Annotated in this window: 27 protein-coding genes; 8 read left to right on the top strand and 19 right to left on the bottom strand. The window is 65.9% G+C overall.

Annotated features, from left to right (window positions below; translation table 11 throughout):
- Nucleotides 1-44 precede the first annotated feature (44 nt).
- Nucleotides 45-2177 carry a sodium-translocating pyrophosphatase gene (locus tag V2L18_RS20925; RefSeq protein ID WP_336180357.1) on the top strand — a complete coding sequence of 711 codons (2133 nt, stop codon included), beginning with the start codon at nucleotides 45-47 and terminating at the stop codon, nucleotides 2175-2177.
- 175 nt (nucleotides 2178-2352) lie between these two features.
- Here the strand turns inward: V2L18_RS20925 and V2L18_RS20920 are convergent, their stop codons facing one another.
- The 19 genes from V2L18_RS20920 to V2L18_RS20830 form a co-directional block, all read right to left on the bottom strand.
- A complete protein-coding gene (locus V2L18_RS20920) occupies nucleotides 2353-2535 on the bottom strand; it encodes a hypothetical protein (protein WP_336180288.1) in 183 nt (60 codons plus the stop codon).
- A 62-nt stretch (nucleotides 2536-2597) separates the two neighbouring features.
- Nucleotides 2598-3095: a DUF2478 domain-containing protein gene (locus V2L18_RS20915; protein WP_336180287.1), complete on the bottom strand. Its 498-nt coding sequence runs from the start codon at nucleotides 3093-3095 to the stop codon at nucleotides 2598-2600.
- 107 nt (nucleotides 3096-3202) lie between these two features.
- Nucleotides 3203-4354 (bottom strand): aminotransferase class V-fold PLP-dependent enzyme, encoded by a 1152-nt coding sequence (locus V2L18_RS20910; protein WP_336180286.1) that lies wholly within the window; start codon nucleotides 4352-4354, stop codon nucleotides 3203-3205.
- Nucleotides 4351-5403 carry a ThiF family adenylyltransferase gene (locus V2L18_RS20905; protein WP_336180285.1) on the bottom strand — a complete coding sequence of 351 codons (1053 nt, stop codon included), beginning with the start codon at nucleotides 5401-5403 and terminating at the stop codon, nucleotides 4351-4353. The genes V2L18_RS20910 and V2L18_RS20905 overlap by 4 nt, the downstream gene beginning before the upstream one ends.
- Before the next feature lie 9 nt (nucleotides 5404-5412).
- On the bottom strand, nucleotides 5413-6492 hold the full coding sequence (locus V2L18_RS20900) for a nickel-dependent hydrogenase large subunit (protein WP_336180284.1): 1080 nt from the start codon (nucleotides 6490-6492) through the stop codon (nucleotides 5413-5415).
- 11 nt (nucleotides 6493-6503) lie between these two features.
- Complete coding sequence (locus V2L18_RS20895; protein WP_336180283.1) at nucleotides 6504-6974, bottom strand: NADH-quinone oxidoreductase subunit C; 471 nt, start codon at nucleotides 6972-6974, stop codon at nucleotides 6504-6506.
- The gene (locus V2L18_RS20890) at nucleotides 6974-7492 is read right to left on the bottom strand and encodes a 4Fe-4S dicluster domain-containing protein (protein ID WP_336180282.1); all 519 of its coding nucleotides are present in this window, start codon (nucleotides 7490-7492) and stop codon (nucleotides 6974-6976) included. The genes V2L18_RS20895 and V2L18_RS20890 overlap by 1 nt, the downstream gene beginning before the upstream one ends.
- A gap of 19 nt (nucleotides 7493-7511) precedes the next feature.
- Nucleotides 7512-8420 (bottom strand): complex I subunit 1 family protein, encoded by a 909-nt coding sequence (locus V2L18_RS20885; protein WP_336180281.1) that lies wholly within the window; start codon nucleotides 8418-8420, stop codon nucleotides 7512-7514.
- Nucleotides 8417-8902 carry an NADH-quinone oxidoreductase subunit NuoB gene (nuoB, locus tag V2L18_RS20880; protein WP_336180280.1) on the bottom strand — a complete coding sequence of 162 codons (486 nt, stop codon included), beginning with the start codon at nucleotides 8900-8902 and terminating at the stop codon, nucleotides 8417-8419. The genes V2L18_RS20885 and nuoB overlap by 4 nt, the downstream gene beginning before the upstream one ends.
- Before the next feature lie 14 nt (nucleotides 8903-8916).
- A complete protein-coding gene (locus V2L18_RS20875) occupies nucleotides 8917-10143 on the bottom strand; it encodes a proton-conducting transporter membrane subunit (RefSeq protein ID WP_336180279.1) in 1227 nt (408 codons plus the stop codon).
- Nucleotides 10144-10213: 70 nt separating this feature from the next.
- Entirely contained in the window at nucleotides 10214-12073 is a 1860-nt protein-coding gene (locus V2L18_RS20870) for an NADH-quinone oxidoreductase subunit L (RefSeq protein WP_336180278.1), read from the bottom strand.
- A gap of 10 nt (nucleotides 12074-12083) precedes the next feature.
- Nucleotides 12084-12356 carry a ubiquitin-like small modifier protein 1 gene (locus V2L18_RS20865; protein ID WP_336180277.1) on the bottom strand — a complete coding sequence of 91 codons (273 nt, stop codon included), beginning with the start codon at nucleotides 12354-12356 and terminating at the stop codon, nucleotides 12084-12086.
- Between the two features lie 55 nt (nucleotides 12357-12411).
- Nucleotides 12412-14220: an aldehyde ferredoxin oxidoreductase family protein gene (locus V2L18_RS20860; protein WP_336180276.1), complete on the bottom strand. Its 1809-nt coding sequence runs from the start codon at nucleotides 14218-14220 to the stop codon at nucleotides 12412-12414.
- 4 nt (nucleotides 14221-14224) lie between these two features.
- A complete protein-coding gene (locus V2L18_RS20855; RefSeq protein ID WP_336180275.1) occupies nucleotides 14225-14548 on the bottom strand; it encodes a 4Fe-4S dicluster domain-containing protein in 324 nt (107 codons plus the stop codon).
- 763 nt (nucleotides 14549-15311) lie between these two features.
- Nucleotides 15312-16142, bottom strand: coding sequence for a substrate-binding domain-containing protein (locus tag V2L18_RS20850; protein ID WP_336180274.1), 831 nt, complete (start codon nucleotides 16140-16142; stop codon nucleotides 15312-15314).
- Nucleotides 16135-16989, bottom strand: coding sequence for an ATP-binding cassette domain-containing protein (locus V2L18_RS20845; RefSeq protein WP_336180273.1), 855 nt, complete (start codon nucleotides 16987-16989; stop codon nucleotides 16135-16137). Before V2L18_RS20845 ends, V2L18_RS20850 begins: the two co-directional genes overlap by 8 nt.
- A complete protein-coding gene (locus V2L18_RS20840) occupies nucleotides 16982-17686 on the bottom strand; it encodes an ABC transporter permease (RefSeq protein ID WP_336180272.1) in 705 nt (234 codons plus the stop codon). The genes V2L18_RS20845 and V2L18_RS20840 overlap by 8 nt, the downstream gene beginning before the upstream one ends.
- A 331-nt stretch (nucleotides 17687-18017) precedes the next feature.
- Nucleotides 18018-18422, bottom strand: coding sequence for a hydrogenase maturation nickel metallochaperone HypA (gene hypA / locus V2L18_RS20835; RefSeq protein ID WP_336180271.1), 405 nt, complete (start codon nucleotides 18420-18422; stop codon nucleotides 18018-18020).
- Nucleotides 18423-18698: 276 nt separating this feature from the next.
- The gene (locus V2L18_RS20830) at nucleotides 18699-19124 is read right to left on the bottom strand and encodes an outer membrane protein assembly factor BamE (RefSeq protein WP_336180270.1); all 426 of its coding nucleotides are present in this window, start codon (nucleotides 19122-19124) and stop codon (nucleotides 18699-18701) included.
- A 213-nt stretch (nucleotides 19125-19337) separates the two neighbouring features.
- Here V2L18_RS20830 and V2L18_RS20825 point away from each other — a divergent pair, with 213 nt between their 5' ends.
- From V2L18_RS20825 to V2L18_RS20795, 7 genes are all read left to right on the top strand, one after another.
- The gene (locus V2L18_RS20825; RefSeq protein WP_336180269.1) at nucleotides 19338-19898 is read left to right on the top strand and encodes a ubiquinol-cytochrome C chaperone family protein; all 561 of its coding nucleotides are present in this window, start codon (nucleotides 19338-19340) and stop codon (nucleotides 19896-19898) included.
- Between the two features lie 14 nt (nucleotides 19899-19912).
- A complete protein-coding gene (locus V2L18_RS20820; RefSeq protein ID WP_336180268.1) occupies nucleotides 19913-20530 on the top strand; it encodes a DUF177 domain-containing protein in 618 nt (205 codons plus the stop codon).
- A gap of 389 nt (nucleotides 20531-20919) precedes the next feature.
- Nucleotides 20920-22002: a phosphate acyltransferase PlsX gene (plsX, locus tag V2L18_RS20815; protein WP_336180267.1), complete on the top strand. Its 1083-nt coding sequence runs from the start codon at nucleotides 20920-20922 to the stop codon at nucleotides 22000-22002.
- On the top strand, nucleotides 21999-22979 hold the full coding sequence (locus tag V2L18_RS20810; protein ID WP_336180266.1) for a beta-ketoacyl-ACP synthase III: 981 nt from the start codon (nucleotides 21999-22001) through the stop codon (nucleotides 22977-22979). The genes plsX and V2L18_RS20810 overlap by 4 nt, the downstream gene beginning before the upstream one ends.
- A gap of 205 nt (nucleotides 22980-23184) precedes the next feature.
- A complete protein-coding gene (locus tag V2L18_RS20805; RefSeq protein ID WP_336180265.1) occupies nucleotides 23185-23490 on the top strand; it encodes an integration host factor subunit alpha in 306 nt (101 codons plus the stop codon).
- A gap of 456 nt (nucleotides 23491-23946) precedes the next feature.
- Nucleotides 23947-24651, top strand: a complete 705-nt coding sequence (locus tag V2L18_RS20800; RefSeq protein WP_336180356.1) for a MerR family transcriptional regulator — start codon at nucleotides 23947-23949, stop codon at nucleotides 24649-24651.
- 142 nt (nucleotides 24652-24793) lie between these two features.
- The gene (locus V2L18_RS20795; protein WP_336180264.1) at nucleotides 24794-25768 is read left to right on the top strand and encodes an MBL fold metallo-hydrolase; all 975 of its coding nucleotides are present in this window, start codon (nucleotides 24794-24796) and stop codon (nucleotides 25766-25768) included.
- The last annotated feature ends 23 nt before the right edge of the window (nucleotides 25769-25791 follow it).

The following is a 25791-nucleotide window of genomic DNA, read 5'->3' as shown; positions in this document are numbered from 1 at the left end:
AGGTTATCCGGGCGTGACCTCTATAAAATAAGGGGAGGGGCCCTATCGTGCTCTATGTCGTAATTTTGTGCGGCCTTCTGTCCATTGTCTATGGCGTCTGGGCGATCCAGTCGGTCATGGCGGCGGATGCCGGCAATCAGAGAATGCAGGAGATCGCCGGAGCGATCCAGGAAGGCGCTCAGGCCTACCTGACCCGGCAGTACACGACCATCGCCATCGTCGGCGTGGTCGTCTTCTTCATCGCCTGGTGGCTTCTCTCCATCACCGCGGCCATCGGCTTCCTGATCGGCGCCATCCTGTCCGGCAGCGCCGGCTTCATTGGCATGCTTGTCTCGGTGCGGGCCAACGTGCGCACCGCGCAGGCCGCCTCGCGCTCGCTCGGCGCGGGCCTTGCCATCGCCTTCAAGTCCGGCGCCATCACCGGCCTTCTCGTCGCGGGCCTCGCGCTTCTTGGCGTCGCCGTCTACTTCTGGATCCTGACCGGGCCGGTCGGCCTCAACGGCACGGACCGCGAAGTCATCGATGCGCTCGTCGCGCTCGGCTTCGGCGCCTCGCTCATCTCCATTTTCGCGCGTCTCGGCGGTGGCATCTTCACCAAGGGTGCGGATGTCGGCGGCGATCTCGTCGGCAAGGTGGAAGCGGGCATTCCCGAAGACGATCCGCGCAATCCGGCGACCATCGCCGACAACGTGGGCGACAATGTCGGCGACTGCGCCGGCATGGCGGCCGACCTGTTCGAGACCTACGCGGTGACCGTCGTCGCCACCATGGTTCTGGCCTCGATCTTCTTCGTGGGCGATGTCGCCGCGCAGATGATGATGCTTCCGCTGGTCATCGGCGGCGCCTGCGTGCTGACCTCGATCGCCGGCACGTTCTTCGTCAAGCTCGGCGCCTCCAACTCCATCATGGGCGCGCTCTACAAGGGCTTCATCGCGACCGCCGTGCTCTCCGCGGTGGCGCTGGCGCTGATCGTCGCCTTCTGGCTCGGCTTCGGCACCGAATTCACCGCCGGACCGAAGACCTTCACCGGCACCGACGTGTTCCTGTGCGGCATCTCCGGCCTCGTCATTACCGGCCTGATCATCTGGGTGACGGAATACTACACCGGCACCGAATACCGGCCGGTGCGTTCCATCGCGCAGGCCTCGGTCACCGGTCACGGCACCAACGTGATCCAGGGCCTCGCCGTCTCGCTCGAGGCGACCGCTCTGCCGGCGATCATCATCATCGCCGGCATCATCGTCACCTTCCAGCTCGCAGGCCTGTTCGGCATCGCCATCGCGGTCACCACCATGCTGGCGCTGGCGGGCATGGTCGTCGCGCTCGATGCCTTCGGCCCCGTCACCGACAATGCGGGCGGCATTGCCGAAATGGCGGATCTGCCGGCGGAAGTGCGCACCACCACCGATGCGCTCGACGCGGTCGGCAACACCACCAAGGCGGTCACCAAGGGCTACGCGATCGGTTCCGCCGGTCTCGGCGCGCTGGTGCTGTTCGCCGCCTACACCTCCGATCTGGCGCACTTCGCGGAGACGGCCCAGCCGGGCTCGATCTTCGAGGGCATCGACGTGTCCTCGCTGTTCTCGCTCTCCAGCCCCTATGTGGTGGCCGGCCTGCTGTTCGGCGGTCTGCTTCCCTATCTCTTCGGCGGCATCTCGATGACCGCCGTGGGGCGTGCGGCGGGTTCCGTCGTGGAAGAGGTGCGGCGCCAGTTCAAGGCCAAGCCCGGCATCATGCAGGGCACCGAGAAGCCGGACTACGGCCGCGCGGTGGACATGCTGACCAAGGCCGCGATCAAGGAAATGATCATCCCCTCGCTGCTGCCGGTGCTCTCGCCGCTGGTGGTGTTCGGCGTGATCTACGCGGTCGCCACGCCGTCGGACGCGTTCGCCGCGCTCGGCGCCATGCTGCTCGGCGTGATCGTCACGGGTCTCTTCGTCGCCATCTCCATGACGGCCGGCGGCGGTGCCTGGGACAACGCCAAGAAGTCGTTCGAGGACGGCTTCACCGACAAGGACGGCGTGGTCCATCAGAAGGGCTCGGAGGCGCACAAGGCGTCGGTCACGGGTGACACGGTGGGCGATCCCTACAAGGATACGGCCGGCCCTGCGGTCAACCCGATGATCAAGATCACCAACATCGTCGCGCTGCTGCTGCTCGCGGTGATGGCGCACTGATCCGATCATCCGGATTGAAGGACAGCCCCTCGCGAGGATGCTCGCGAGGGGCTTTTCGTTGGGCGCACGCCGGCGCAAGAGTGGTTTTACGCAAGCAAGGCGGAGGCCTGCTCCCTTCTGCGACGGGAAAAGTGAACGACGCGCGCCGGCGGCGCATTCTGGAAACAGCCGCCGATCAGCGGCGCGGGTCTGAGCCCGGCGCGGCGGTGCGCCATCGGGCGCGTGCCACGTGATGCGCTCGACGTTGTCGTCGAAGCGGCGCGATGTTGCGGTTGTGGATCGGGAACGCATCGCCGATTGCCGCCAGCTTGCCGCGCACCTCGATCAGCAGGTGGTGCAGCAGCGTGCAGGGCAGCATCCAACCAGGGGCTGTCGGCCCGCCGTGCGCCGCCTGTCCTCGCGTTCACGTGCGGGCGTCGTCTACGCGGTGCCCTTGGCGAAGGCCTCGAGCGCAGCCGGCGAGGGGGTGACTTCTTCGGCGAAATCGCCGGCAAACGCCTCGAACACGGTGCGGGCATCGTTGGCGACCGGCACCAGGACCGGCAGGTCGGCTTCGAGCGCCGCGCCGATAAGGATACGGGTGCCGCTGCTCTCGGTCTCGTGCTTGCCGAACTTGTTGATCAGAACGATCGCGCCGGGAGGCGCCGCCTCGATCGCGCGCCGGGTGATCTCCAGCGCGCTCTCCAGGGCGCCCGGGTTCAGCCGGCAACTCGTCGTGTCCTGTCCGAGATCCTGCCAGATGTTGATCCGTTCGCCGCCGGGCAGCAGCCGGACGAACTTGGTCCGCGCCTCTTCCTCGGCCGGTTCGACGGTCAGGCCAACCAGCGGCAGGCCCGCCTGGAGCAGCTTCTCGGCCAGCGCGTGCATGAGCCGCTCCGCCTGTCCGTGCTCCGAGTATAGGAAAAAGCCCAAACGCATCGTGGTCGCTCCTGTCGTCAATCGCATTCTAGCCTATCGGGTCGCGCATGGTCCTGAGTTAGATCAACACAATCGCCTTGCGAGTGAAGCCTTGCTCTCGTCCATGCTCAAAGCGTAGCGATCGCCTGCAATGCCGCGAGCAGGGCCTCGACGTCCTCCGGGGCGTTGAAGGCGCCGAAGCTGGCGCGCAGCGTGCCCTCCGGCAGGGTGCCGAGCGCCCGGTGGGCGGAGGGCGCGCAATGCAGGCCGCTGCGCAACGCGATGCCGAAGCCGGAATCGAGAATGCCCGCCGCGATGGCCGGAGAATGCGCGGCGAGGCGGAACGACACGACGCCGCTGTCGGGACCGCCCGCAGGGCCGTCATAGGTAACGCCGGGCAGCGCCTGAAGCCCCTCGGCAAGCTGGCGCGCCAGAGCAGACTGGTGCGCGCCGATTGCCTCCACGCCACGTTCGCGCACCCAGGCCATGCCGGCGGCGAGGCCCGCAAGGCCGGGCACGTTGGCGGTGCCCGCCTCCAGCCGCCAGGGGTATTCCTCGGGCTGACCGTCCATCTCCGCCCTGAAACCCGTTCCGCCCTCGCGCCAATGCCGCAATGGCAGCGGTTCACGCAGGATGAGCAGCCCCGTGCCCATAGGGCCCATCAGGCCCTTGTGGCCGGCCGTGGCCAGCACGTCGATGCCCTGGGCCTTCATGTCGATCACGTGGCTGCCCGCGCTTTGCGCCGCATCCACGATGAACAGGCCGCCGGCCTCGTGGGCGATGGCGGCGATCTCGGCGAGCGGCATCACGGCGCCGGTGACGTTGGAGACATGGCTCATCACCACGTAATCGATGCCGTTGCGACACAATTCGCGCAGGTGGTCGAGGTCGATGCCGCAATCGGGTGTCGGATCGACGATGCGGACATCCGCCCCGAGCTTGCGCAACGCATCGAGCGGGCGGGTGACGGAATTGTGCTCCCAGGGTCCGCGCACCACGCGGCTGTCGGGATCGATCAGCCCCTTCAGGGCCATCGACAGCGCGTCGGTGCAGTTGAAGGTCAGGATTACCCGTTCCGGCGCGGGGGCGTTGAAGAGCGCGCAGGCTTCCTGGCGCACCCGTTCCAGATGGGCCTGCGCCTCGACCGCCTGACGGTAGGCGCCTCGCCCCGGATTGGCGGCGGCGCGCAGGGCGGCATCGGCGGCCGCATAGACCGGCTCCGGCTTGGGCCAGCTCGTTGCGCCGTTGTCGAGATAGATGGGAGTACGGATCGGCTTCACCCTCCGACGTATTTTCCATAAAGCGCAAGCGCTTGTTTGGTGTCGCCGGTTCCGAAGATCATTGCGCGGCCGTCACGAAAGACGACGATGTCGTGCGTGCCCGCATGGTCGGTTCCGGTGAACCTGACGAGGAAGTCGTTGCGCGCGATCTCGACCGTGTTCGCCAATGTCTCGCACAGCAGGTCGAAATCGGGAGCGGCGTCAGCCGCGGGCACGATCTGCACCGCGTCGCGACCGCAGATCGAGGCCGACGCCAGGCGGTCGGGGCCGGAAAGCAGGTCGAAGTCGCGCTTGCCGCAGGTCGGGCAGTCGGGGCGGCGCACGGCGGGCAACTCTTCCACACCGGCCGGCCAGAGGTCGAAATGCGTGAAACTGGTGGAGATCGCATCGAGATCGCCCACCAGGATCTTCATCGCCTCGGCGACCTGCCAGGCGGCGACGATGACCGGGGCGGAGCCGATCACGCCCACGGTCTCGCACGACAGCGGCGGGGAGGCGGCATGGCCGACCTCCGGCATCAGACAATGCAGGCAGGCGGTGCGGCCGGGGACGATGGTCGCCGCGTTGCCGTAGGTGCCCAGGCACGCGCCATGCACCCAGGGGATGCCCAGTTTCACGCAGGCCTGGTTGAGCACGGCCCGGCTGTGGAAGTTGTCGAGCCCGTCGACCACCAGGTCGGCGCCGGAAATCAGCCGCTCGGCGTTGCCGGCGTTGAAATCCTCCACGATCGCCTCGCAGACGATGTCGCTGTTGATCCGGCCGAGATGGGCGGCGGCGGCCTCCGCCTTCGGCGTTGTCGCCTCGACATCGGCCTCCTCATAGAGGCACTGGCGCTGCAGGTTCGTCCAGTCGACGAAATCGCGGTCGATCAGCGTCAGCTGTCCGACGCCCGCGCGTGCCAACAGATTGGCGCTGTTGGAGCCGAGCGCGCCGACGCCGACGATCACCACCTTCGCGGCGGCGATCCTGGCCTGGCCCTCGGCTCCGATTTCCGCCAGCACCTGCTGGCGGGCGTAGCGCCCGCTGCGGTGTTGTCCTCCCGTCGCCATGGGCCCTCCTCAGCGGTCCGTGCACGAGAGGCAGGGATCGACCGATGCCTGGATCAGCGAGGTATTGGCGAACTGCTGACCCGGCATCATCGCCTCCAGCGCGGGGATGTTGACGAAGGACGGCGTGCGGATGCGCACGCGGGCGGGCTTGTCGCTGCCGTCGGAGGCGACATAGTAGAAGACCTCGCCGCGCGGCGCCTCGCAATAGGTGGTGGCTTCGCCGGCGGGGATGGTCGGCAGCCCCTCGAAGGCGCGCAGCGGCCCCGCCGGCAGTCCCTTGAGCGCGGCGATGATGAGGCGGATGCTCTCCAGCAGCTCCAGCGCACGCACCACGACGCGGGCCTGCACGTCGCAGCTCTCCTGCGTGACGATCCGGAAGCCCAGCTCCTCGTAGGCGAGGTAGGGCAGGTCGCTGCGAACGTCGATGGCGAGACCGGAGGCACGCGCGACCGGGCCGACGGTGCCCCAGGCGATGGCGTCTTCCTTCGTCAGGATGCCGACGCCGCCCATGCGGCTGCGTGCGGTTGGATTGTCCATGAAGGCGGGGATCACGACCTTTTCGAGCGTCTTCGCCGCGGTTTCGAGCGTGGAAACGTATTGCAGCGGGTCGGGGATGTCGCGGTTGACGCCGCCGATCCTGTTCATGCCGTAGTTGACCCGGTTGCCCGAGATCGATTCCAGCATGTCCATGATCGTTTCGCGCAGGTTGAAGACCTCCATGAAAGCGGTCTCGTAGCCCATGAACTCGGCCGCGAGGCCCGCCCACAGGAGGTGCGAGTGCATCCGCTCCAGTTCGCCCATGATCGTGCGGATATACTGCGCGCGCTTCGGGATCTCGATCCCGGCGATCCGTTCCGCCGCCATGCAGAAGCTCGTCGCATGGACGTTGGAGCAGATGCCGCACACCCGCTCCACCAGCGTGATCGCCGGCAGCCACTCGCGCTTCTGCGCGAGGATCTCGATGCCGCGGAAGCTGAAGCCAACGTCGACGCTGACCTTGTCCACGGTGTCGGCGACACAGTTGAAGGAAAGCTTGTAGGGCTCTTCCAGAGCCGGATGAAACGGTCCGATCGGAATCTGGTAGGGCATGTCTCTCTCCCTCAGGCTTGGCTGGCTTCGGGGCCGTTTTCAGGGCCGTTTTCGGGCGTGATGTCGTCGCGGAAGAAGCCCTCGTTCAGGCAGGCGGGGCGGAACAGCGGCACCAGGTTGGGGTGGCCGTCGAACTTGACCGCGAAAAAGTCATGCAATTCGCGCTCGCACCACGAGGCGGGGTGCGAGACGAGGGCGAGCGAGGGGTGCGAGCCGCCATGGGAACGGGTCTTGAAGTGGAGGAGATGAGGGCCCCGGTTGAAGTGGTACATGATCGTCGTCTCGCCCTCCGGCGCCTGGCGTCCGGTCATGGTCGCGAGGCGGAAGCCCTCGGCGTTCATCTCGCGCATCATCGCCTCGACATCGAGATCGGGCGCTTCCATCCAGACCCCGTCGCAGCGCTCTTCGAAGGATGTGGCTCCGCGAAGGGATTCCAGCCGTTCCCGAAGCGCGTTCATGTTCAGATCTGTTTCGCTCGCCATTAGCTTTTCTCGCCTGTGATGAAAGCGTCGCGGATTTTCTCGCTCGCGGCCCGACGACGGCATTCGTGGCACATCAGTCGCAGTTCTTCCGTGTTCTCAGTAACTTCGCCGAAGAACTTGGCAGCCGCCTGCGCCGGTATCGGGATCATCTGCGTGCCGCAGCTGATGCACGAGTGATAGGGCACCTCGTTGGTGAAGTGCAGGGCGGACTGATCGTGGCCCACCTGGGGCAGGACGCCGTTGTTGCTCAGCGCCTGCGTCGGACAGTACATCACGCAAAGACCGCAGAAACAGCACTGGTCCGCCGCATAGGCCCATTCGAGAGCCAGTTCGCCGGTGTCGTCGAACTGGATGGCCTTCGGCGAGCAGACGTAGCTGCAGTTCCGGCACCCGGTGCAAAGCGTGGGGTCCTGTTCGATCAAACCGCGGAACGGCGCTGCGCGAGGCGGCAGGTCATCCGGCTTCCGGGTGCGCGAACCGTGCCCCAGATTGTGCCGAAGGATGGAGAAGATGCTCATGGTTTAACCCCGTACCTGGCTAGCTCACGATGGCGACGACCATCGCCGCTCCGGCTGCCAAACCGCCCCAGAGCCAATAGAATCTCAACGCGCTCTTCACCGTGAACCGCGCGGTGCTGACCTTGGCGAAGACCACGAGGGCGACGACGGCGAAGCCCGCGGCCAGATAGACCAGCGCGTCGGTCGCCACATGTCCGGTACCGGGAAGGAACAGGACGTAGAGCGTGCCGATGAGCAGCATCAGTTCCAGCGCATGCGACAGCTCGAAGACCGCGAGCGGCAGGCCGTTGTATTCCATGTGCGCGCCGTGGCCGATCTCGTGCTCCGCGTTGGGGATCGAGAAGGGGTTCGATTTCAGCCGTGCCGGGATCGCCATCGCGAAGGCTATGAAGGCGATGACCGTCACCAGCCCGAAGGGGGCGGTGTGCAGTTCGGCGAGACGGAAGGTGTCGGCGGCTTGCGCGAGCGCGATCACCGAGGCCAGCAGCGGCACCGAATAGGCCAGCGACATCACCGCCTCGCGCATGGCGCTCACCTGGCCGTAGATGGAGCGGCTGACGAAGCCGGCGAGCACGTCGCACAGGACCGGCATCTCCATCAGGTAGAGAAGGAGAACCAGATCCCCCGAGAACGAGGGCGCCGCGCTGCCCGGCAGCGGCAGGATCATCAGGCCGAAGACCGTCGATGTCAGCGAGATGAAGGGCAGCAGGAAGAACAGCACCCGGCTGCTGTCCCGCGGCACCAGCGAGCGCTTGCCCACCAGCTTCACGAAATCGAAAAACGGCTGATAGAAGGGCGGACCCTTGCGCCCCTGCATCCGCGCGGTGAGCTTGCGCATCAGCCACATGTAGAAAAAGCCCAGAGCCGCGGCGACGATCAGGCCCGGCCAGATCAGGAAGCCGACGATAAGCGAGAGGATCTCGGTCATTCTGCTGCCACCTTCTTGCCGAGTTGGTCCGCCGTCTGGCCGTCCGCCAGCATTTGCGCCGCCTTGGCGATGCCGTCGATGATCAGCTGCGGCCGCGGCGGACAGCCGGGGACCCAGATGTCGACGGGAATGAACTTGTCGAGCGGTCCGTCAAGGACCGGGCTGCCTGCGAAGACGTTGCAGCTCGCCGGGCACGATCCCACGGCGACAACCGCCTTGGGGCTCGGCATCTGCGAATAGATGTCGAGCAGCGCCGGCTTGATCCGCTTGGAGACCGCTCCGGTCACCACCAGGATATCGGCGTGCTTGGGGCTGGCGTGACGCAGCATGCCGATCTGCTCGGCGTCGTAGCGCGGGCTGATGCAGGGGCCGATCTCGATGTCGCAACCGTTGCAGGAGCCGGAGTTGATCGTGTAGATCCACGGCGACTTGCGCCGCGAGGTCGCCATGAGACTGGAAAAGAGTTTTGTGAGGACGCCCATTTCTTCTTTTCTCCTCAATGCAGCGCGGCAAGGCGTTCGCCTTGCTCGGACGCCGAGGGCAGAGCGTTCGAGGTGACGTGTACGGCCTCTCCCGCCGGGCGCGCCTCCAGGACGGAGGTGACGGGCCGCGGATAGAAGCCGAGGGCGACGGTGAGGACGACCAGCGCAGCCAGCACGGCAGGCGCCAGACGCGGCAGCGCCGAGATCAGCTCGACCTGGGGCGTGCCCAGCCAGCAGCGATGGATCGCGCGGGCGTAGCAGAGCAGGTCGATCGCGGCGACGACCAGCAGGACCGCGATGATCGCGACACCGCCGAAATCGGTGGCCGCGACATAGATCCGCCAGTAGGCGGAGAAGCCGAAGCCCGGCGGCACGCCGATGAAGTTGATGGCGGCCAGGATGAAGGCGGCAGATGCGAGCGGCATCCGCCCGCCCAGGCCGCGCGTCTCCAGCGTGACGGGCATGCCGATGTGGCGTTCCGCCAGCCCGACCGTGCCGAACAGCACCGTCTTCGACAGCGCATGGCTCAGCGCGCCGAGCAGGGCACCGGCCATGGCAAGCGGCGTGCCGAGGCTGACGCCCAGCACGAGGAGCCCCAGATCGGTGATCGTGGAAAAGGCCAGCATCCGCTTCAGGTCGGTCTGCGCATAGGCGAGCAGGGCGCCGGCGAACATGGAGACGAGCGCCAGGGTGACCCAGACGGCCTGCGCGTCGTCGAACAGCCAGGCGGCCTCGTGGCGCAGGGAGGCGAGTTCGCCGAAGGTCGCGATATCGACGATGGAGATGATCACGATGGCGGTCGTCGTGGGCGCGCCGCGGGCAACGGCCGGCACCCAGAACGAGAAGGGGATCAGGCCGAGCTTGAGCGCGAAGCCCACGAGCAGCAGGCAGATCGCGATTTTGGCGGTGATGCCGCCCGGTTCCGCGCCGTGAATGCCGACGAGGGTGAAGGCAAGCATGGTCAGCACGATGGCGGGTACGATCGCGCTCAGGTAGAGCCGTCCGGCCGCGCGGGCCGGGGCGCCGCCATCGGACAGGATCAGCGCGCCGGCGGCCAGTTCGGCCAGGCTCAGAAGCGCGATGCCCGTCCAGCTTCCCTCATTCGCCAGTCCGGCCAGAACGAACACCACGGTGAGCGTGGCAAGACCCCACCAGCGTCCTCCGCCTTGGCGGACGCTCAGGGCATAGAGGCCGACCGCCGCCGCCATCAGCGCGAGGAAGGCAACAAGTAACAGGAGCATTCTATTCTCCCTCGTGGGCGCCGCCTTGCGGGGCGCTCGGACCTGCCGGCCCCAGCGCCCCGGGCGGCGATCACAGAGCTAGGATCCAGACACAGAGAACCGCGGCACCGGCCAGCGTCACGGCAATGAACTTGTCTTCGGCCCAAAGCGCCGTCTGGCCGACCTTGCCCGCCACGGCGCCGAGCCAGCTTCCGAACCGGAGCCAGAGAGGATCGGGATCGGTCTTGTAGACGGGCTCGAACGCGACCTCGGCCATTTCGGCGAAGTCCGTCGCCGACAGCCGGTCGCCCTCCGGCAGGGACTCGCCGCCGGTAAACACGTTGACCGCCGTACCGGGACGGCTGCGCGTCAGCTGGTAGGCGCCGAAGGCGGCCACGACCGAGAACACGATGACGCCGATGGCCCCGAGACTGACGTCGATGCTGCCGGCCCGGGTCAGGACGCCGCCCCAGCTCGTGGCGATCTGCCAGTTGAAGCCGAGCCCTTCCACGGCCGGCGCGATCACCGGGTCCATCAGGAATTGCGGCGCGATGCCGAAGACGACGCAGAGCACGGCGGTGATGCCCATCCCCACCTGCATGGTGGGCGTGGCTTCGTGGATGTGCTTGCCGGCGAGCGAGGGCGAGGGATCGCCGTAGAAGGCGGAGACGGTGGCCTTCATGAACGAGAAGGCGGTGAGGATCGACACGAACCAGGCGACCATCACGACCACGGCCTGACCGTCGTCGAGTGCGGCGGAGAGCAACAGCCACTTGGCGACGAAGCCCGTGGTCAGCGGCACGCCGGAAATGGCGGCGGCAGCGATGAGCCAGACCCAGGTCGTCACCGGCATCTTGGAGTAGAGGCCGCCGAGCTCACGCAGATCGCGCGTGCCGGTGGCATGCTGGATGGAGCCGGCGCACAGGAACAGCGTGCCTTTGAACAGGGCGTGGCTGATCGTGTAGTAGAGGGCTGCGGCGACGCCGAGATCGGTGCCGATCGCAAGACCGGCAGCGATGTAGCCGAGCTGGCTGACGGTATGGAAGGCCAGAAGGCGCTTCAGGTCGGTCTGCGCGAGCGCGAAGACGACGCCGACGATCATGGTCAGGCAGGCGACGACCAGCAGAAACGCGCCGCCGGCCGGGTGCCAGTCGCCGATGGCGTACATGCGGGCGATGAGGTAGACGCCGGCCTTGACGTAGCAGGCCGAATGCAGCAGCGCGGAGACCGGGGTCGGCGCGTTCATCGCTTCCGGGATCCAGGTGTGGAGCGGAAACAGCACGGATTTCGCCATGGAGGCGACGAGCAGCAGGATGACGATCGTCGTCGACAGCGAGGCGGCGACCTTCGGGTCGGACCAGATGAAGGTGCCGGCCTGGGCGTAGATCATCAGGATCGCCGCCATGAAGCCGAAGCCCGCGATGTGGGTGATCAGCAACACCTTGCGCGCGCCGTCGGTCGCTTCCTGCCTGGCGTACCAGAATCCGACCAGGAAGTACGAGCACAGCCCGATCAGCTCCCAGGCGAAATAGGTCATCAGCAGGCTCTGGGCGCCGACGAGCAGCGTCAGGCCGCCGATGAAGATCAGCATCAGAAAGAAGAAGCGGGTCGTGCCGGAGGGTTCGTCGGCCATGTAGCCGATCGAGAACATCAGGATCAGGGCGCCAAGCGCGGTGCCCATGATCATGAACAGGACGCTCAACCCGTCGACGTAATAGGTCAGCGGAGCACCGCCGTCCCACAGGAAGGCGGTCGCCTCCAGATGGGCGCCGCCCTGCACGGCGGGCAGCAGTGCAAACGACGCGGCCAGCGCCGCCGCCGTCGCGATAAAGGCCAGCCATCCCTTGCCGCGTGATGACAGGAAGCCGGCCAGCAGCACCTCAAGTATGGCACCGCCGAAGAGAAGCGCCGTCGGCCAGAAGGCGGGAGACGGCAGAAGTGTCGTGATCATAGCGCCAACCTCAACCTCCGCCCACCGGCGGAAAGATTACGATCGTGTCGTCGGGTTTGAGAGGCGTCTCGAAGCCGGACATCTGTCGGACGTCGCGACCGTTCACCAGGATCATCACCAGATCCCAGATCTTGCCGTCCTTCATGACCCAGCGTTCGAAACTCGAACCGTAGCGGGCGACAAGGTCGTGGATCAGCCCGCCGACCGTGTCGGCGGGCCTGGTCCACTCTTCTTCCTTGCAGCCCGTGATGTCGCGCAGAAGCGCGAAATAACGCACTTTCATCGGATATCGCTCGATTTGGCGTCGTCGCTCTTGCGCGGTCTCTCGACGTTGCCGATCACGCCTGGATGCCGAGCTCTTCCAGCTTTGCAGGCGTGGGAACACCGTCGGCGTCCCAGCCGCGCAGCTCGTAGTAGGCCGGCAGCATCTGGTCGAGGTGGCTGACCGCGCCCTTGGAGTTGCCTTCCGTCAGGGCCTCGTTCAGCAGGCGCGGCGGCAGGGTGTCGTCGGCCTTGGTCAGACCCGCCTTGAGGTTCCACAACCGCTCCAGCGTGAAGATCCGGTCGCCGCAGGTCATGATGTCGTCGGTGGAGTAGGTCGTCCCCGTCGCCGTCGTCATCATCGCCGCATATTCGTCGGCGCCGATGCCGAAGGTGGTGAACAGGCAGGCACCGGAGGAGTCGATCGTGGCGGTCAGATCCTGGAACGTCTTGACCAGTCCGGGCTTGCTCTCGATATCGTCCTTGTCGACCTTGACCGGCACGCCGAGCACTTCCGGCGAGATGGTGTAGCCGCGCACGTGGGCCGCGCCGCAGTTGGCGGTCGCGTAGTTCAGGCCGATGCCCTGGACCGCACGCGGATCATAGGCCGGGATCTCCTGCTTCTTCACGGACATGGACAGTTCGGGATGGCCGTATTTCTCGGCCATGCGATAGGACCCCTGGGCCAGTTCCTTGCCGAAGCCTTCCACGAGACCGGTCAGGCGGGTGATTTCCACCATCGCCTCGGCATTGCCGAAGCTGAGGTCGATGCCGCCGGTGTCTTCCTTGGTGAAGCAGCCCTTCTCGTAAAGCTCCATCGCGCAGGCGATGGTGGAGCCCATGGAGATCGTGTCGAGGCCGAGCTCGTTGCAGATGTAGTTGGCCTTGGTCACCGCATCGATGTCGTCGACGCCGCAATCGCCGCCGAAGCCCCAGGCGGATTCGTACTCGGGACCTTCGCCTTCACCTGCATATTTCGGATTGGTGACCTTGGTGCCGCGGCCGCACGAGATCACGCATCCGTAGCAGCCGCGCGGCCGCTCCAGCTGCTTGTCGGCCACGGTCTCGCCGCCGACCGCATCCGCGTTGGCGAAAGTGCCGGTCTGGAAGTTGTTGGTCGGATAGCCGCCCACCTCGTTGAGGATGTTGGTGAGCACGTTGGTGCCGTACATCCTGAGGCCGGTGCCGCCGACCGGATGGGCCTTGATCTTTTCGCGGGCGGCGAGGCAGGCTTCGTAGAAGCCCTTCTGGTCGGCCACCTGGACCGCGCCCGAGCCCTTGACCACGACGGCCTTGAGGTTCTTTGCGCCCATCACCGCGCCGACGCCGCTGCGACCGGCCGCGCGATGGTGGTCGTTCATGATCGAGGCGATCAGCGACAGCTTCTCGCCCGCAGGACCGATGCAGGCCACGCGGGCGTCCGGATCGGTCACCTCGCGAAGGGCGTCGGTCGTCTCGGGCACGTTCTTGCCCCACAGGGCGCCCGCGTCGCGGATCTCGACCTTGTCGTCCTTGATCCACAGATAGACCGGCTTTTCCGCCTTGCCCTCGAAGATGATGGCATCATAACCGGCGAATTTCAGCTCGGGGCCGAATGCGCCGCCCGAATTCGCCGCCGCGATCGCGCCCGTCAGCGGGCCCTTGGTCACGACTTCGTAGCGACCGCCGCAGGGCGCGAACGTCGCGGTCAGCGGACCGGAAAGCATGATCATCTTGTTTTCCGGCGAGAGCGGATCGACCGTCGGGTCGACCTCCTCGTACATGTACTTGGTGCCCAGTCCGCGGGCGCCCACATAGGTCTTCGCCCAGTCGGTCCTGAGCGGTTCGGTGCTGAATGTGCCTCGGGTCAGATCGACGCGAAGGACCTTGCCTTGCCACGCATACATGGTCTTACTCCGAAAAAGCTTCTTTGAATTTTTCCGCGAAACCGCGTTTGCGTTCGCGTACGGCTGCGACGTCGTCGACCCATTCGATCGCGCCCGTCGGGCAGATCCGGGCGCAGGCGGGATCGCCGCCGCAGGTGTCGCATTTCATGATGCGCGAGGAGATTTCGTCCCAGATCGCACCGCCGAAGGGGCACGCCTGGACGCACATCTTGCAGCCGATGCACTTGTCTTCGGAGAGCCCGACAAGCCCGGTGACAGGGTCTCGTGTCAGGGCGTGCGGCGTACACACGGTGACGCAGGCGGCATCCCGGCACTGCTGGCACATCATTGGAACCGAAAAGCTTTCCGCTTCCCACTTGTAGACGTGGATACGGGAAGCGTCGGGTCGGAATATTCCCTCATGCTCGAATGAGCAGGCTAGTTCGCAGCTCTGGCAGCCGGTGCATTTGGCTGCGTGAAGCACTAACATTTTCGCCATTTCGTCGTACCTCTTTACTCCGAGGGGCGGGGCCTCGCGGTTACGCGATTGCGAGCGTGACGGATGTCATGCGATGGGATGCAACGCGGTCGTCTCGCCGTCAGGTCGCGTAATTCCTCAGTTGCAGGCCTCTGCCAGGCAGGGCGGTCGGGGCAGGAGCCGGGAGGAAACCGCCTGTTTCTCCCGGTTGGCAGGCTGGTCTGGTCCCCTCTTCCTCCTGTCCGGTCCCGTCCACGAGATCGGACAGGAGGAAGAGAGATCCGGCGGTGGGGTGCGAGCCGTGCGTCTCGGAGGTTGCACGAGTCTCATCCACACAACGCACTATCGAGACCGGGCAAACTATACTCATTGATCTAAAGCAAAATCGCGTGCCCTCTCTCGATGAATCTATTCTTGCTTTAGAAAAAGTATGCAAGAAGCACAGTTTTTCGGCATTTATTCTATGTAATAAATGCCGGTGTGTTTTATATTGTCATTTGAATGGTGCGACTGCCGGCGCGGTCGGCTTGCGGGGAGGGGGCGGTCCCGGGGCCGCCGGCTTGTCGCTGATCTTGCCGGCGGGCGCGAAGGCGGCCGTCGCCCGCGCGCCTCGCGCTTTAGGTCGTGCTGGTGCTCACATACCCTTGGCGTTCGGGTAGAAGAGCTGCTGACCGTCGACCTTGTAGGAGGCGATCACCTTCTGGCCCTCGCTCGAGAGCACCCAGTCGATGAACTGTTGACCGAGCTTGGCCTTCACGTTCGGGTGCTTCTCGGGATTGACCAGAATGATGCCGTACTGGTTGAAGAGCTGCGGATCGCCTTCCACCGCGATCTTGTAGTCGCCCTTCTTGCCGTAGCTGATCCAGGTCGCGCGGTCGGTCAGGATGTAGCCGCCCATGCTGGTGCCGACGTTCAGCGTGGCACCCATGCCGGAGCCGGTCTCTCGATACCAGTCGCCGGAAGCGGCTGCCGGATCGATGCCGGTCTGCTTCCAAAGGGCGATCTCTTTCTTGTTGGTGCCGGAATCGTCGCCGCGCGAGACAAAGATGGAGCGGGTCTCGGCGATCTTCTTGAGAGCGGCGACGACGTCCTTCGATCCGTCGACGCCGGCGGGGTCGGAGGGCGGGCCGACAATGATGAAATCGTTGTACATCACGTCGGCGCGCGACACGCCCTGGCCGGACGCGACGAATTTCTCTTCCGCCGGCTTGGCGTGGACGAAAAGCACGTCGCCGTCGCCGTTGGTGGCGTTCTTGATCGCCTGACCGGTGCCCACCGCCACGACGCGGACCTCGATGCCGGTCTTCTTCTCGAAGATCGGCAGCATGTACTCGAAGAGCCCGGAGTTCTGGGTCGAGGTGGTCGACTGTACCGTGATGAACTTGTCTGCGGCGAGGCTCGAGGCGGTCAGCCCGAATGTGACCAATGCCGTTGCGGCGAGGCCAAGGAACGCACGTCTAAGCATAAGATATCTCCTTCGTTTCGGCAGGAAGGCTGGATGTCTGGGCAAACAGATCGGCTGTCTGGTCGGAGGGATCGGGATCGGCGCCGTCGAGATAGAGCCGTCCTTCGAGCCAGGCCCGCGCCGCCATGGATTGCGGCGCGCGCAGGACGCGCTCGAGCGGGCCGCGCTCGACGATGCGCCGGTCGTGCATGAAGACCAGATCATCGCCCAGACGTCGGGCCTGACCGATGTCATGGGTGATCAGGACGATGGTTACGCCGCGGCTTTTCGCGGCCGCGATCAGCCGTTCGATCGCCTGGGTCGACAACGGGTCGAGGCTTGCGGCCGGTTCGTCGAGAAAGAGGATTTGCGGGCGGGTGGCCAGGGCGCGGGCAACCGCAAGGCGCTGTTGCTCGCCGCCGGAAAGCACGCGCGCGGGGCGCGATGCGATATCTGCCAGATTGGCCTCGACGAGGGCCTCATGGGCGCGCCGGGCGAGTTCCCGCCCACGCACGCCCCGCACCTTCAGCGCAAAACGCATGTTCGCCAGAACGGAGCGGCGCAGCATCACCGGCCGCTGGAACACCATCGACTGTACCCGCCGGGCGGCCGCATCGAGCGGCCGTTCCTGCCACAGAACCTGGCCCTCGTTGGGAGCGATCAAGCCGTGCAGGAGGCGCAGCAGAAGGCTCTTGCCAGCGCCGTTCGCGCCCATGATCACGGTGCATGCGCCGTCGCGGATGTCGAGGTCGACGCTGTCGATCAGACGTTGTTCGCCGACGTCGAAACACAGTCCCTTCGCACGGAGCCCGTATGTCGGCCGCAGCGGGCGCGCGGACGGCGCGTGGCTTTGCACGGGCTCACGCATAGGCGGCCTTCGCGGCGGAGGTGCGCAGCAGCATCACCGCCGCGTTCACGAGCACGGCGATCGTCAGCAGGACCACGCCGAGAGCGAGGGCGAGCTCGATGTTTCCCTTCGATGTCTCCAGCGCGATGGTGGTGGTCATGACGCGGGTGGCGTGGTTGATGTTGCCGCCGACGATCATCACCGCGCCGACCTCGGCCACAGCGCGGCCGAAGCCCGCCAGCGCCACGGTCAGCAGCGAGTAACGCGCATCCCATAGCAAGGCGGCGACACGACCGCCGCCGCCGACACCGAAAGAGGTGAACAGTTCCGCATATTCGCCGTGCAGATCCTCGATCACCTGGCGGGAGAGCGCGGCCACGATCGGCGTGACCAGGATGGTCTGGGCAATGACCATTGCCGTCGGCGTGTAGAGCAGGCCCAGAACCCCCAGGGGGCCGGAGGCGGAAAGCAGCAGATAGACCAGCAGCCCGACGACCACCGGCGGCAAACCCATCAGCGAATTGAGAAGGATCTGCAAAATCATGCGCCCGGGAAACCGGAACGTGCCGGCGACCGCGCCCAGGGGAAGGCCGATCAGGCACGAAACCACCACAGCGCTCAGGGTGACCTGCAGCGACAGACCGATGATTTCCATCAGATCGGGGTCGCGCGTGACGATCAGACCGGCAGCGCTTGTCAGACTCGACCAGAAATCCATGGCGACCGATTCTGTGGTGTTCTGTGATTACGCGCATGTCTTCGAGAACCCGGAGCATGCGCAGTATAAAATGTTGCCTTTCATCCTGCGCCGCAAGATCGTATCGTTCCGATAATGAATGGATGCGTGAATTTGTCGTAATTAGACATTTGAAATCGACTTGTCCTGCAGTAGAAAAAAGCCGATCTATCGTCGATTTTACATTAATCGGTAAATATACCTATAATTGTTATTTTCGACAGTAAGCTGAAACGCGATTTTCAGTCTGTACGATCGTCGGGTTCCGGGAGCTTGGCTGTCTGCGCGGCTGTCCGGCGTCCGCCGGCCCGGCTCAGGCCATGGCTGTGTCGCTGCCACCTGGGACAGGGGAGCTCGTGATCTCCTCCACTTCGATATGGCGAACGTTGAGTTCTCGGCCCGACAGCAACTGATGGAGGACGCCGTCGCATTCGGGGCAGGGCGCGGCGAAGGCGGTCGGGCCGGGGGTGGGCGAATAGGTGCAGCCGCAGCCCTGACAGCGCAGGCGGACCGGCACGGTCTCGATGTTGAGCGCCGCGCCTTCCACCGGCCCGCCTTCGGCGACGAGGGGAAAGCAAAATCTCAGCGCTTCAAGCTCGATGGCGGCGGCATCGCCCACCTCCAATGCCACCCGGGTGACCCTCAGCTTTCCCGGCTCCTTGCGCAGGCAGGCCTCCGCCATGCGCACGATGCTCTGGCACAGGGAAAGTTCATGCATGGTGCGCTCCGACTGGCCCGGCCCAACTTGCTCTGTCGAGGCGTCACTATAGCGTTGCGGCGCCGGCCCTGGATATTCGGTCGATTTGACAAGGGGGATCGCTCCGCATCCGGATGCGGAGTGCCCGGCATGAGGCCTTGCGCGCGGGCCGTGCGTGTTCGGAGAGAGGGGGCGAGTGGTTTCGGTCCGGGCCGGCGGGCCCCGTGCGCCGGGCCATGAGGAGGCCGCCGCACCCGGAGCGGGCGGGCGGCTCTTCAGGCGGGGCGGCGGCTTGGCCTAGAGCCCCAGGCTCGGCTTGGTGGCGCCGCGGATGATCTGGCTGATCAGGCCGTAGTCGGAGCCGCCGGTGCGGGTCGTGCGGGAGATGAAGTCGAAGACCTTGCCGTCCTTCAGGCCGTAATCGGCGACCTTGGCGACGCGGCCGTCCTTGTCGAAATAGACGGCGACCACGCGCTGCTCGACCACGTCGGGGGCGAGGAAGGCGGTCTGCTGTTCCTTCTGGGAGATGTAGTAGTAGGTCTCGCCGTCGGTGACGGAGGTGGTGGAGGGGGTGCCGAGGACGAGCTGGACTTCCTCGCGGCTGGCGCCGACCTGCACCTGCTGCAACCCTTCCGGGGTGATGACGTTGCCACGGTTGAGTGTCTTGGTGAAGCAGCCGCCGAGCGCCAGAGACACGGCAGCGACAAGCGCGACGTTTCTCAAGCCGCGGACGATGCCAGCACGGGCTGTCCTATGACCATTTCCGGCGACGTTCAGGCGCATGCTGCAGATACCCTTCTCAAAGACCCGCTTGACTTGTCATCAACAGAACTTGGCAAAGTCCCTAACCTGCGTTAGGCCACTTGGCAAGGTCACACAGGCGCAGACCTCATAGGCGCGCCGCCGGAAGCGGTCCACCACAAGAAGCGATTTGCGATGGTCTTTTCCCTTTTCCGCCGGCGCGACGACCGGGCGACCCGCGAGCTCTATGCCGCGATCGTGGCACAGGCGCGGCAGCCGCATTTTTATGCGAACCTTCGCGTGCCCGACACCATCGACGGCCGTTTCGACATGATCGTGCTGCACGCGACGCTGATGTTCGCACGGATGAAGGGCGAGGGCGAGGCGGCGGGCGCCTGTGCGCAGGCCGTCTTCGACGTCTTCTTTCGCGACATGGACCATGCGCTCAGGGAGCTGGGAGCGAGCGATACCTCCGTGCCGCGCAAGGTGACGCGGATGGCGGAACTTTTCTACGGGGCGGCCGATGCCTATATGACGTCGCTCGGCGCGGACGGAGACGAGGCGCTTGCCGCCGCGCTCCGGCGCAACGTCTATGGCGCCAGTACGGAATGCGACAGTGAGGCGGAAGCGCTGGCGCGCTATGTCAGGGCCTCCGCCCGGCATCTCACCGGGCAGGAGGTGGCTGCAATCGTGGCCGGACGGATCGCATGGATCGATCCGGCGCCGTTCGCCAGCCAGAAACAGCATACGCAATGAAGGAAGGGCCGAGAATGGCGGATCGCGATCGCCCGGCAAAGGACAAGAACCAGGAGGACGTCACTCCGGATGTCGTGCTCGACTGGCGCCAGCCGGTGGATGCGGTGACGGCGGCGGGCACGGCGTTCGACCGCACGGCCGATGAGGCCGAGCGGGAAGCGTTGCGCGAGATCTGCGACCTCGTCGCGGTGGAGCGGATGGAGGCGCATTTCACGGTGAAGCCATGGCGCAAGACCGGCTTTTCGGTGAAGGGCCGGGTGAGCGCGGACGTGGTGCAGGCCTGCGTCGTCACGCTGGAGCCGGTGGCGCAGACGGTGGACGAGGAGGTGGACGTCAAGTTCGTGCCCGCGCGCGAGGCGGAGAAATGGCGCGAGCGGCCGGACGAGGAGGGCGAGATCGTCGTCGATGTGGAGGCGGAGGATCCACCGGAGCTTTACGAGGGCAACGCGCTCGATCTTGGGGCGCTGGCGGCGGAATATTTCGCGCTGGGGCTCGATCCCTATCCGCGCGCGCCGGGCGTGATGTTCGAAGGCGCGGGCGAGGCGGCGGTGCCGGATGCGGACGAGGAACGGCAGAAGCCGTTCGCGGCGCTGAAGGACATGATGAAGGCCAAGGACAAAGGGGGCGACTGAGGGGGGGCGACTGAGGGGGCGCAACTGAGGAGCGGGCGCGCGCCGACGATCGCGCGCAAGGCCCCTCGCTCGGACCGCAGGGGAACCTGCCGCAGGAGAACAGGCCGGGGGTAAAACGGACATTTGTCGCGTGCGGACAAGACGGGGCGCTTGAGTGCGGCGGCCCGGCGTGGAACAGTCAGGAGATGCAACCGGCGGCGTGACTCGCGCGGTGCGGGCGGACCTTGCCGGGCTCTTCCGCGCTGTTCCACGGTCTGACAAAGCTGTTGTCACTAGCGGTTAAATCGCTATGTTCCGACGGCCTCCGCCAAGCACCGCGCCCGAAGCGCCTGCCCCGGTGCGCCTGGCTCGGTTCGTTTTCATCATTCGGGATCCGGCAAGTACGTTTCATGGCAAATCAAGTTCGCATTTCCCTTGACGCGATGGGCGGCGATCACGGGCCGGAAGTGGTGTTGCCCGGCGCCGATCTGGCGCTGGAGCGCCGGCCGGACATTCGCTTCGCGCTCTACGGCGACGAGGCGCAAATCAACGAACTTCTGGAAAAGTACCCGCGCCTCAAGGCGGCCTCCACGGTCCACCATTGCACCGTTTCGGTGAAGATGGACGACAAGCCCAGCCAGGCGCTCAGGAACGGGCGCTACCATTCCTCCATGTGGCGCGCCATCGAGGCGGTGAAGAGCGGGGAGGCGGATGTCGCCGTATCCGCCGGCAACACCGGCGCGCTGATGGCGATGTCGCGGTTCTGCCTGCGCACCATGGCCAATATCGAGCGCCCGGCGATCGCCGGCATCTGGCCGACGCTGAAGGGCGAATCCATCGTTCTCGACATGGGCGCGACCATCGGCGCCGACGCGCAGCAGCTCATCGACTATGCGATTCTCGGCGGCGCCATGGCGCGCGCCCTGTTCGGCATTCAGAAGCCGAGCGTGGGCCTGCTGAATATCGGCGTGGAAGAGGTCAAGGGCCTGGAGGAAGTGCGCACCGCCGGCAGGCTGCTGCGCGAGGCCGATCTCTCCTCGCTCACCTATGCCGGGTTCGTGGAGGGCGACGATCTGGGCAAGGGCACGGTCGACGTGGTCGTGACGGAAGGGTTCTCCGGCAACATCGCGCTGAAGGCGGCGGAAGGCACGGCCAAGCAGATCGGGCAGTACCTGCGCTCCGCCATGCGCCGCACATGGCGCACGAGGCTCGGCTATCTGCTGGCCAAGGGCGCCTTCGACATGCTGCGCGAGAAGATGGACCCCTCCAAGGTCAATGGCGGCGTGTTCCTGGGCCTCAACGGCATCGTCATCAAGAGCCACGGCGGCACCGACGCGGAGGGCTTCGCCAGCGCCGTGGAGCTTGCCTACGACATGGTGCGCAACGAACTTCTGGAAAAGATCTCGCAGGACATGGTGTCCTATCAGCGCGGCGGTTTCCAGGACCGGATCGACAACGAAAAGGCGGAAAGCCAAAAGGCAGGTGATCAGTGAGCTTGACGCGATCCGTCGTACTGGGATGCGGCAGCTATCTTCCCGAAAAAGTGCTGACCAATGACGATCTGGCGAAGATCGTCGACACCTCGGACGACTGGATCGTCCAGCGCACGGGCATCAAGGAGCGCCATGTCGCGGCCGAAGGCGAGGTGACGTCCGATCTGGCGGTTGCCGCGGCGAAGGCTGCGCTGGCCAACGCGAACGTCGCCGCCGACACGATCGACCTGATCGTGCTGGCGACATCGACCCCCGACAACACCTTCCCGGCGACCGCCGTGACCGTGCAGAAGGAACTCGGCATCACCACCGGCGTCGCCTTCGACCTGCAGGCGGTGTGTTCGGGCTTCGTCTTCGCGATGACGACGGCAGATGCCTATCTGCGCACCGGCCTTGCCAAGCGTGCGCTGGTTATCGGGGCGGAGACCTTCTCGCGCATTCTCGACTGGAACGACCGTGCGACCTGCGTGCTGTTTGGCGACGGCGCCGGCGCGGTGGTGCTTGAAGCGCAGGAGATGCCGGGCGACATCCATTCCGACCGTGGCGTTCTGACCAGTCACCTGCGTTCCGACGGCCGCCACAAGGAAAAGCTCTACGTGGATGGCGGGCCGTCCTCCACCCAGACCACGGGCCATCTGCGCATGGAGGGCCGCGAGGTCTTCAAGCATGCGGTGGGCATGGTCACCGACGTGATCCGCGCCGCGTTCGAGGAAACCGGCACAACGGCCGACGACCTCGACTGGTTCGTGCCGCATCAGGCCAACCGCCGGATCATCGACGCTTCGGCCAAGAAGCTCGGCATCGCGCCGGAGAAGTGCGTGATCACGGTGGACCGGCACGGCAACACCTCGGCTGCCTCCATCCCGCTGGCGCTCGACGCCGCGCTGAAGGACGGGCGGATCAAGGCGGGCGATCTCGTCATGCTGGAAGCGATGGGCGGCGGTTTCACCTGGGGCGCGGTGCTGGTGCGCTGGTAAGGCGCGTGCCGCATTTTGCTCCGATAAAGGCCCGCCGCGCCGCCGGTGTTGTGCGATCGCCACGCGGGGGCGGGTGCGACAACGGTTTGTGCAGGCAGGCGCCCCTGGGCAGTTGACCCTTACAACGGGAACGCATACCGTGTTCGCCGGCTGTAGTTTCGTAAGAATTTCAAACTTGTGAACGTTTTTGCCCGAAGGAGGGGCCATGAGCGGCAAAACGGTGACCCGCGCGGATCTTTGCGAGGCCGTCTATCAGAAGGTCGGCCTGTCGCGTACAGAATCCGCGGATCTCGTCGAACAGGTGCTGTCGGAGATTTCCGACTGTCTCGTCACCGGTGAAGCGGTGAAGCTGTCGTCGTTCGGATCGTTTCTCGTGCGATCCAAGGGCGAGCGCATCGGCCGCAACCCGAAGACGGGCGAAGAGGTGCCGATCTCGCCGCGGCGCGTGATGGTCTTCCGGCCGTCCAACGTGCTGAAGCAGAAGATCAACGAGTCGCTGGTCGGCGACTGACCCCCGGCGCCATCCGCAAGAAAAGTCTCGCGCAGAGACGGTCGTACGACCTTTCCGCACGGGGCTCATCTTTCATCAGCGGGTAATCGGGAACACGACAGGGGCTGTGCTCGACGTCGCGTCGCCGTGAAGCCGTGCCGTTTTGCAGGCTGTCCGATGCGACGGACGTGAAGCCTGGGGCGCAGGGGGCCGGTATCCGGATGCCTCGGCGCCTCGTGGCTGTGGCTCGGGTCCCGGTGGGCGCGGGCGGGACAGGAAAGGCCGGTTTCTCCCGCACGAACGAAACGTAACGGGGATATGTTCTTCAGGCCGGCCGGTACGGCCCTTTGCACCTGCAGGCCTTCGCATCTCCAGGCCTTGCCGTATCGCACGGCCCGCTTCCCGCGTCGCGGGGACGGACCGTCTCCCTTCCGGCCCATCGGGCAGATCCCCCGACAGCAGACGTGATTGAAGCCAGTGGACAAGAGCCCGGACGCGTTTCGAACGATCAGTGAAGTCGCAGCGGAACTCGACCTGCCCCAGCATGTGCTGCGCTTCTGGGAGACCCGTTTCACCCAGATCAAGCCGCTGAAGCGTGGTGGTGGCCGGCGGTATTACCGGCCGGACGATGTCGATCTGCTGGCCGGCATCCGCAAGCTGCTTTACGGCGAAGGCTACACCATCAAGGGCGTGCAGCGTCTTCTGAAGGAAAACGGCGTGCACTGGGTGATGGATGTCGGCCGCGGCATCGAGAGCGGGGCGCCGGGCGGCCCGCAGCCCGAGGATGACGAGGACGAGCCGACCGCGGCGCCTTCCCAGCCGCCGGGCCCTGCGGGCAACGCCCCGCAGCCGCGCTTGCGGCCGACCCAGACCGCCGTGCGCCCGCCCGCCCAGCCTGCCATGATCCCGGCTCAGCCTGGCGCGCCATTTGCCGGCGAGACCGCGCCCGCGCCGCAGCGGGCAGCGCCGGGGCTTGTCCCTGACGAACCGCTGCCGCGCGACGTGCTGGCCGACGAGGTGGGCGGCGAGCCGCAGCGCTCTTCCTTCCGGCTGCTCGATCGCCTGCGCGGCGATACGGGGGGCGATGGCGACCGTACGCTTGCCAAGGACGACGTGCGCCGGCTGCAGGCGACGCTGTTTGAACTGCTGGAGTGCAAGCGGATCCTCGATCAGGCACGCTGACGCATCGCCGGGCTCTCAATCGGTCCGGGATGGGGCAGCATGTTGCCATCTTGTCCGCAAAGTGCTGCGCAATCCTTCACCGCATCGCGCGAATCCGGACGCGTTGACCAGACTTACGCGTTGGACAGACTTGGGGGTACCGATGAAACGCACGATCCTTGCCGCGGGCGCCGCATCCCTTCTGCTCGGCTTTCTGCCCGGCGCAAGCCTTTCGGCGGCCGAGACCGTCAAGGTCACGCCGCTTGGGGGGCAGACCGGGGAGTTCTGCCGGCTCGACCGGGCGCTTCTGTTCGAGGATCCCGATGGCACGCGGCTTCTCTACGATGCGGGCATGACCGTTGCCGGGCCGGACGATCCGCGCCTCGGCGACATCGATGCGCTGCTGGTCTCCCACCTGCACGGCGACCATGTCGGCCCGCGCCGCACCAGTGCGGTGAACGCGGGAACCTGCGCCAAGCCCGATCTTTCCGTCGATGCGCGCCCGGATACAAACGTCGCCCAGATCGCGTTCGCCAAGGGCGCGAAGATCGTCACCGGCTCGGAGATGCCGGCCTTCTTCGCAGCCAAGCTGAAGGCGCTTGGTGGGGACCCGGAAAATTCCGTGCTGGCGCGCTTCGGCGGCTCGGTGAAGGTGGGGGGTGTGACGATTTCCACCGTGCCGGCAGTGCATTCCAACGGCGTTTCGCCCGATCTCATCGGCGGCGACCTTGGCAAGGCGATGGAAGCGGCCGGCATCGCCGGCTATGCGGGACCGCCGACCGGCTATATCCTGCGCTTTTCCAACGGGCTCGTGGCCTACCTGTCGGGCGACACCGGCATGACGGCGGAGCAGGAAACCGTCGTGCGCGGCTTCTACGACGCCAAGCTCGTCGTCATCAATATCGGCGACACGTTCACCACGGGCCCCAAGGAAGCGGCCTGGGTTGTCGACGAACTGGTGCACCCGGCCTCCGTCATCCCCTCGCACGCCAACGAGGAGGCGACGCAGAACGGCGAGGTCGTGAAGGGCACCCGCACCGAAGCCTTCCTGATGGCGGTGAAGGTGCCGGCCCACGTTCCGCTTTCCGGCAAGACGATGGAATTCGACGAAGGCGGCACCTGCGTGGCGGGCTGCTGAACGCAGGATACCGGGCGCGGGAC

The sequence above is a fragment of the Breoghania sp. JC706 genome, assembly GCF_037026715.1.
GTDB lineage: Bacteria > Pseudomonadota > Alphaproteobacteria > Rhizobiales > Stappiaceae > Breoghania.
This window is presented reverse-complemented; position numbering and strand designations above follow the sequence as displayed.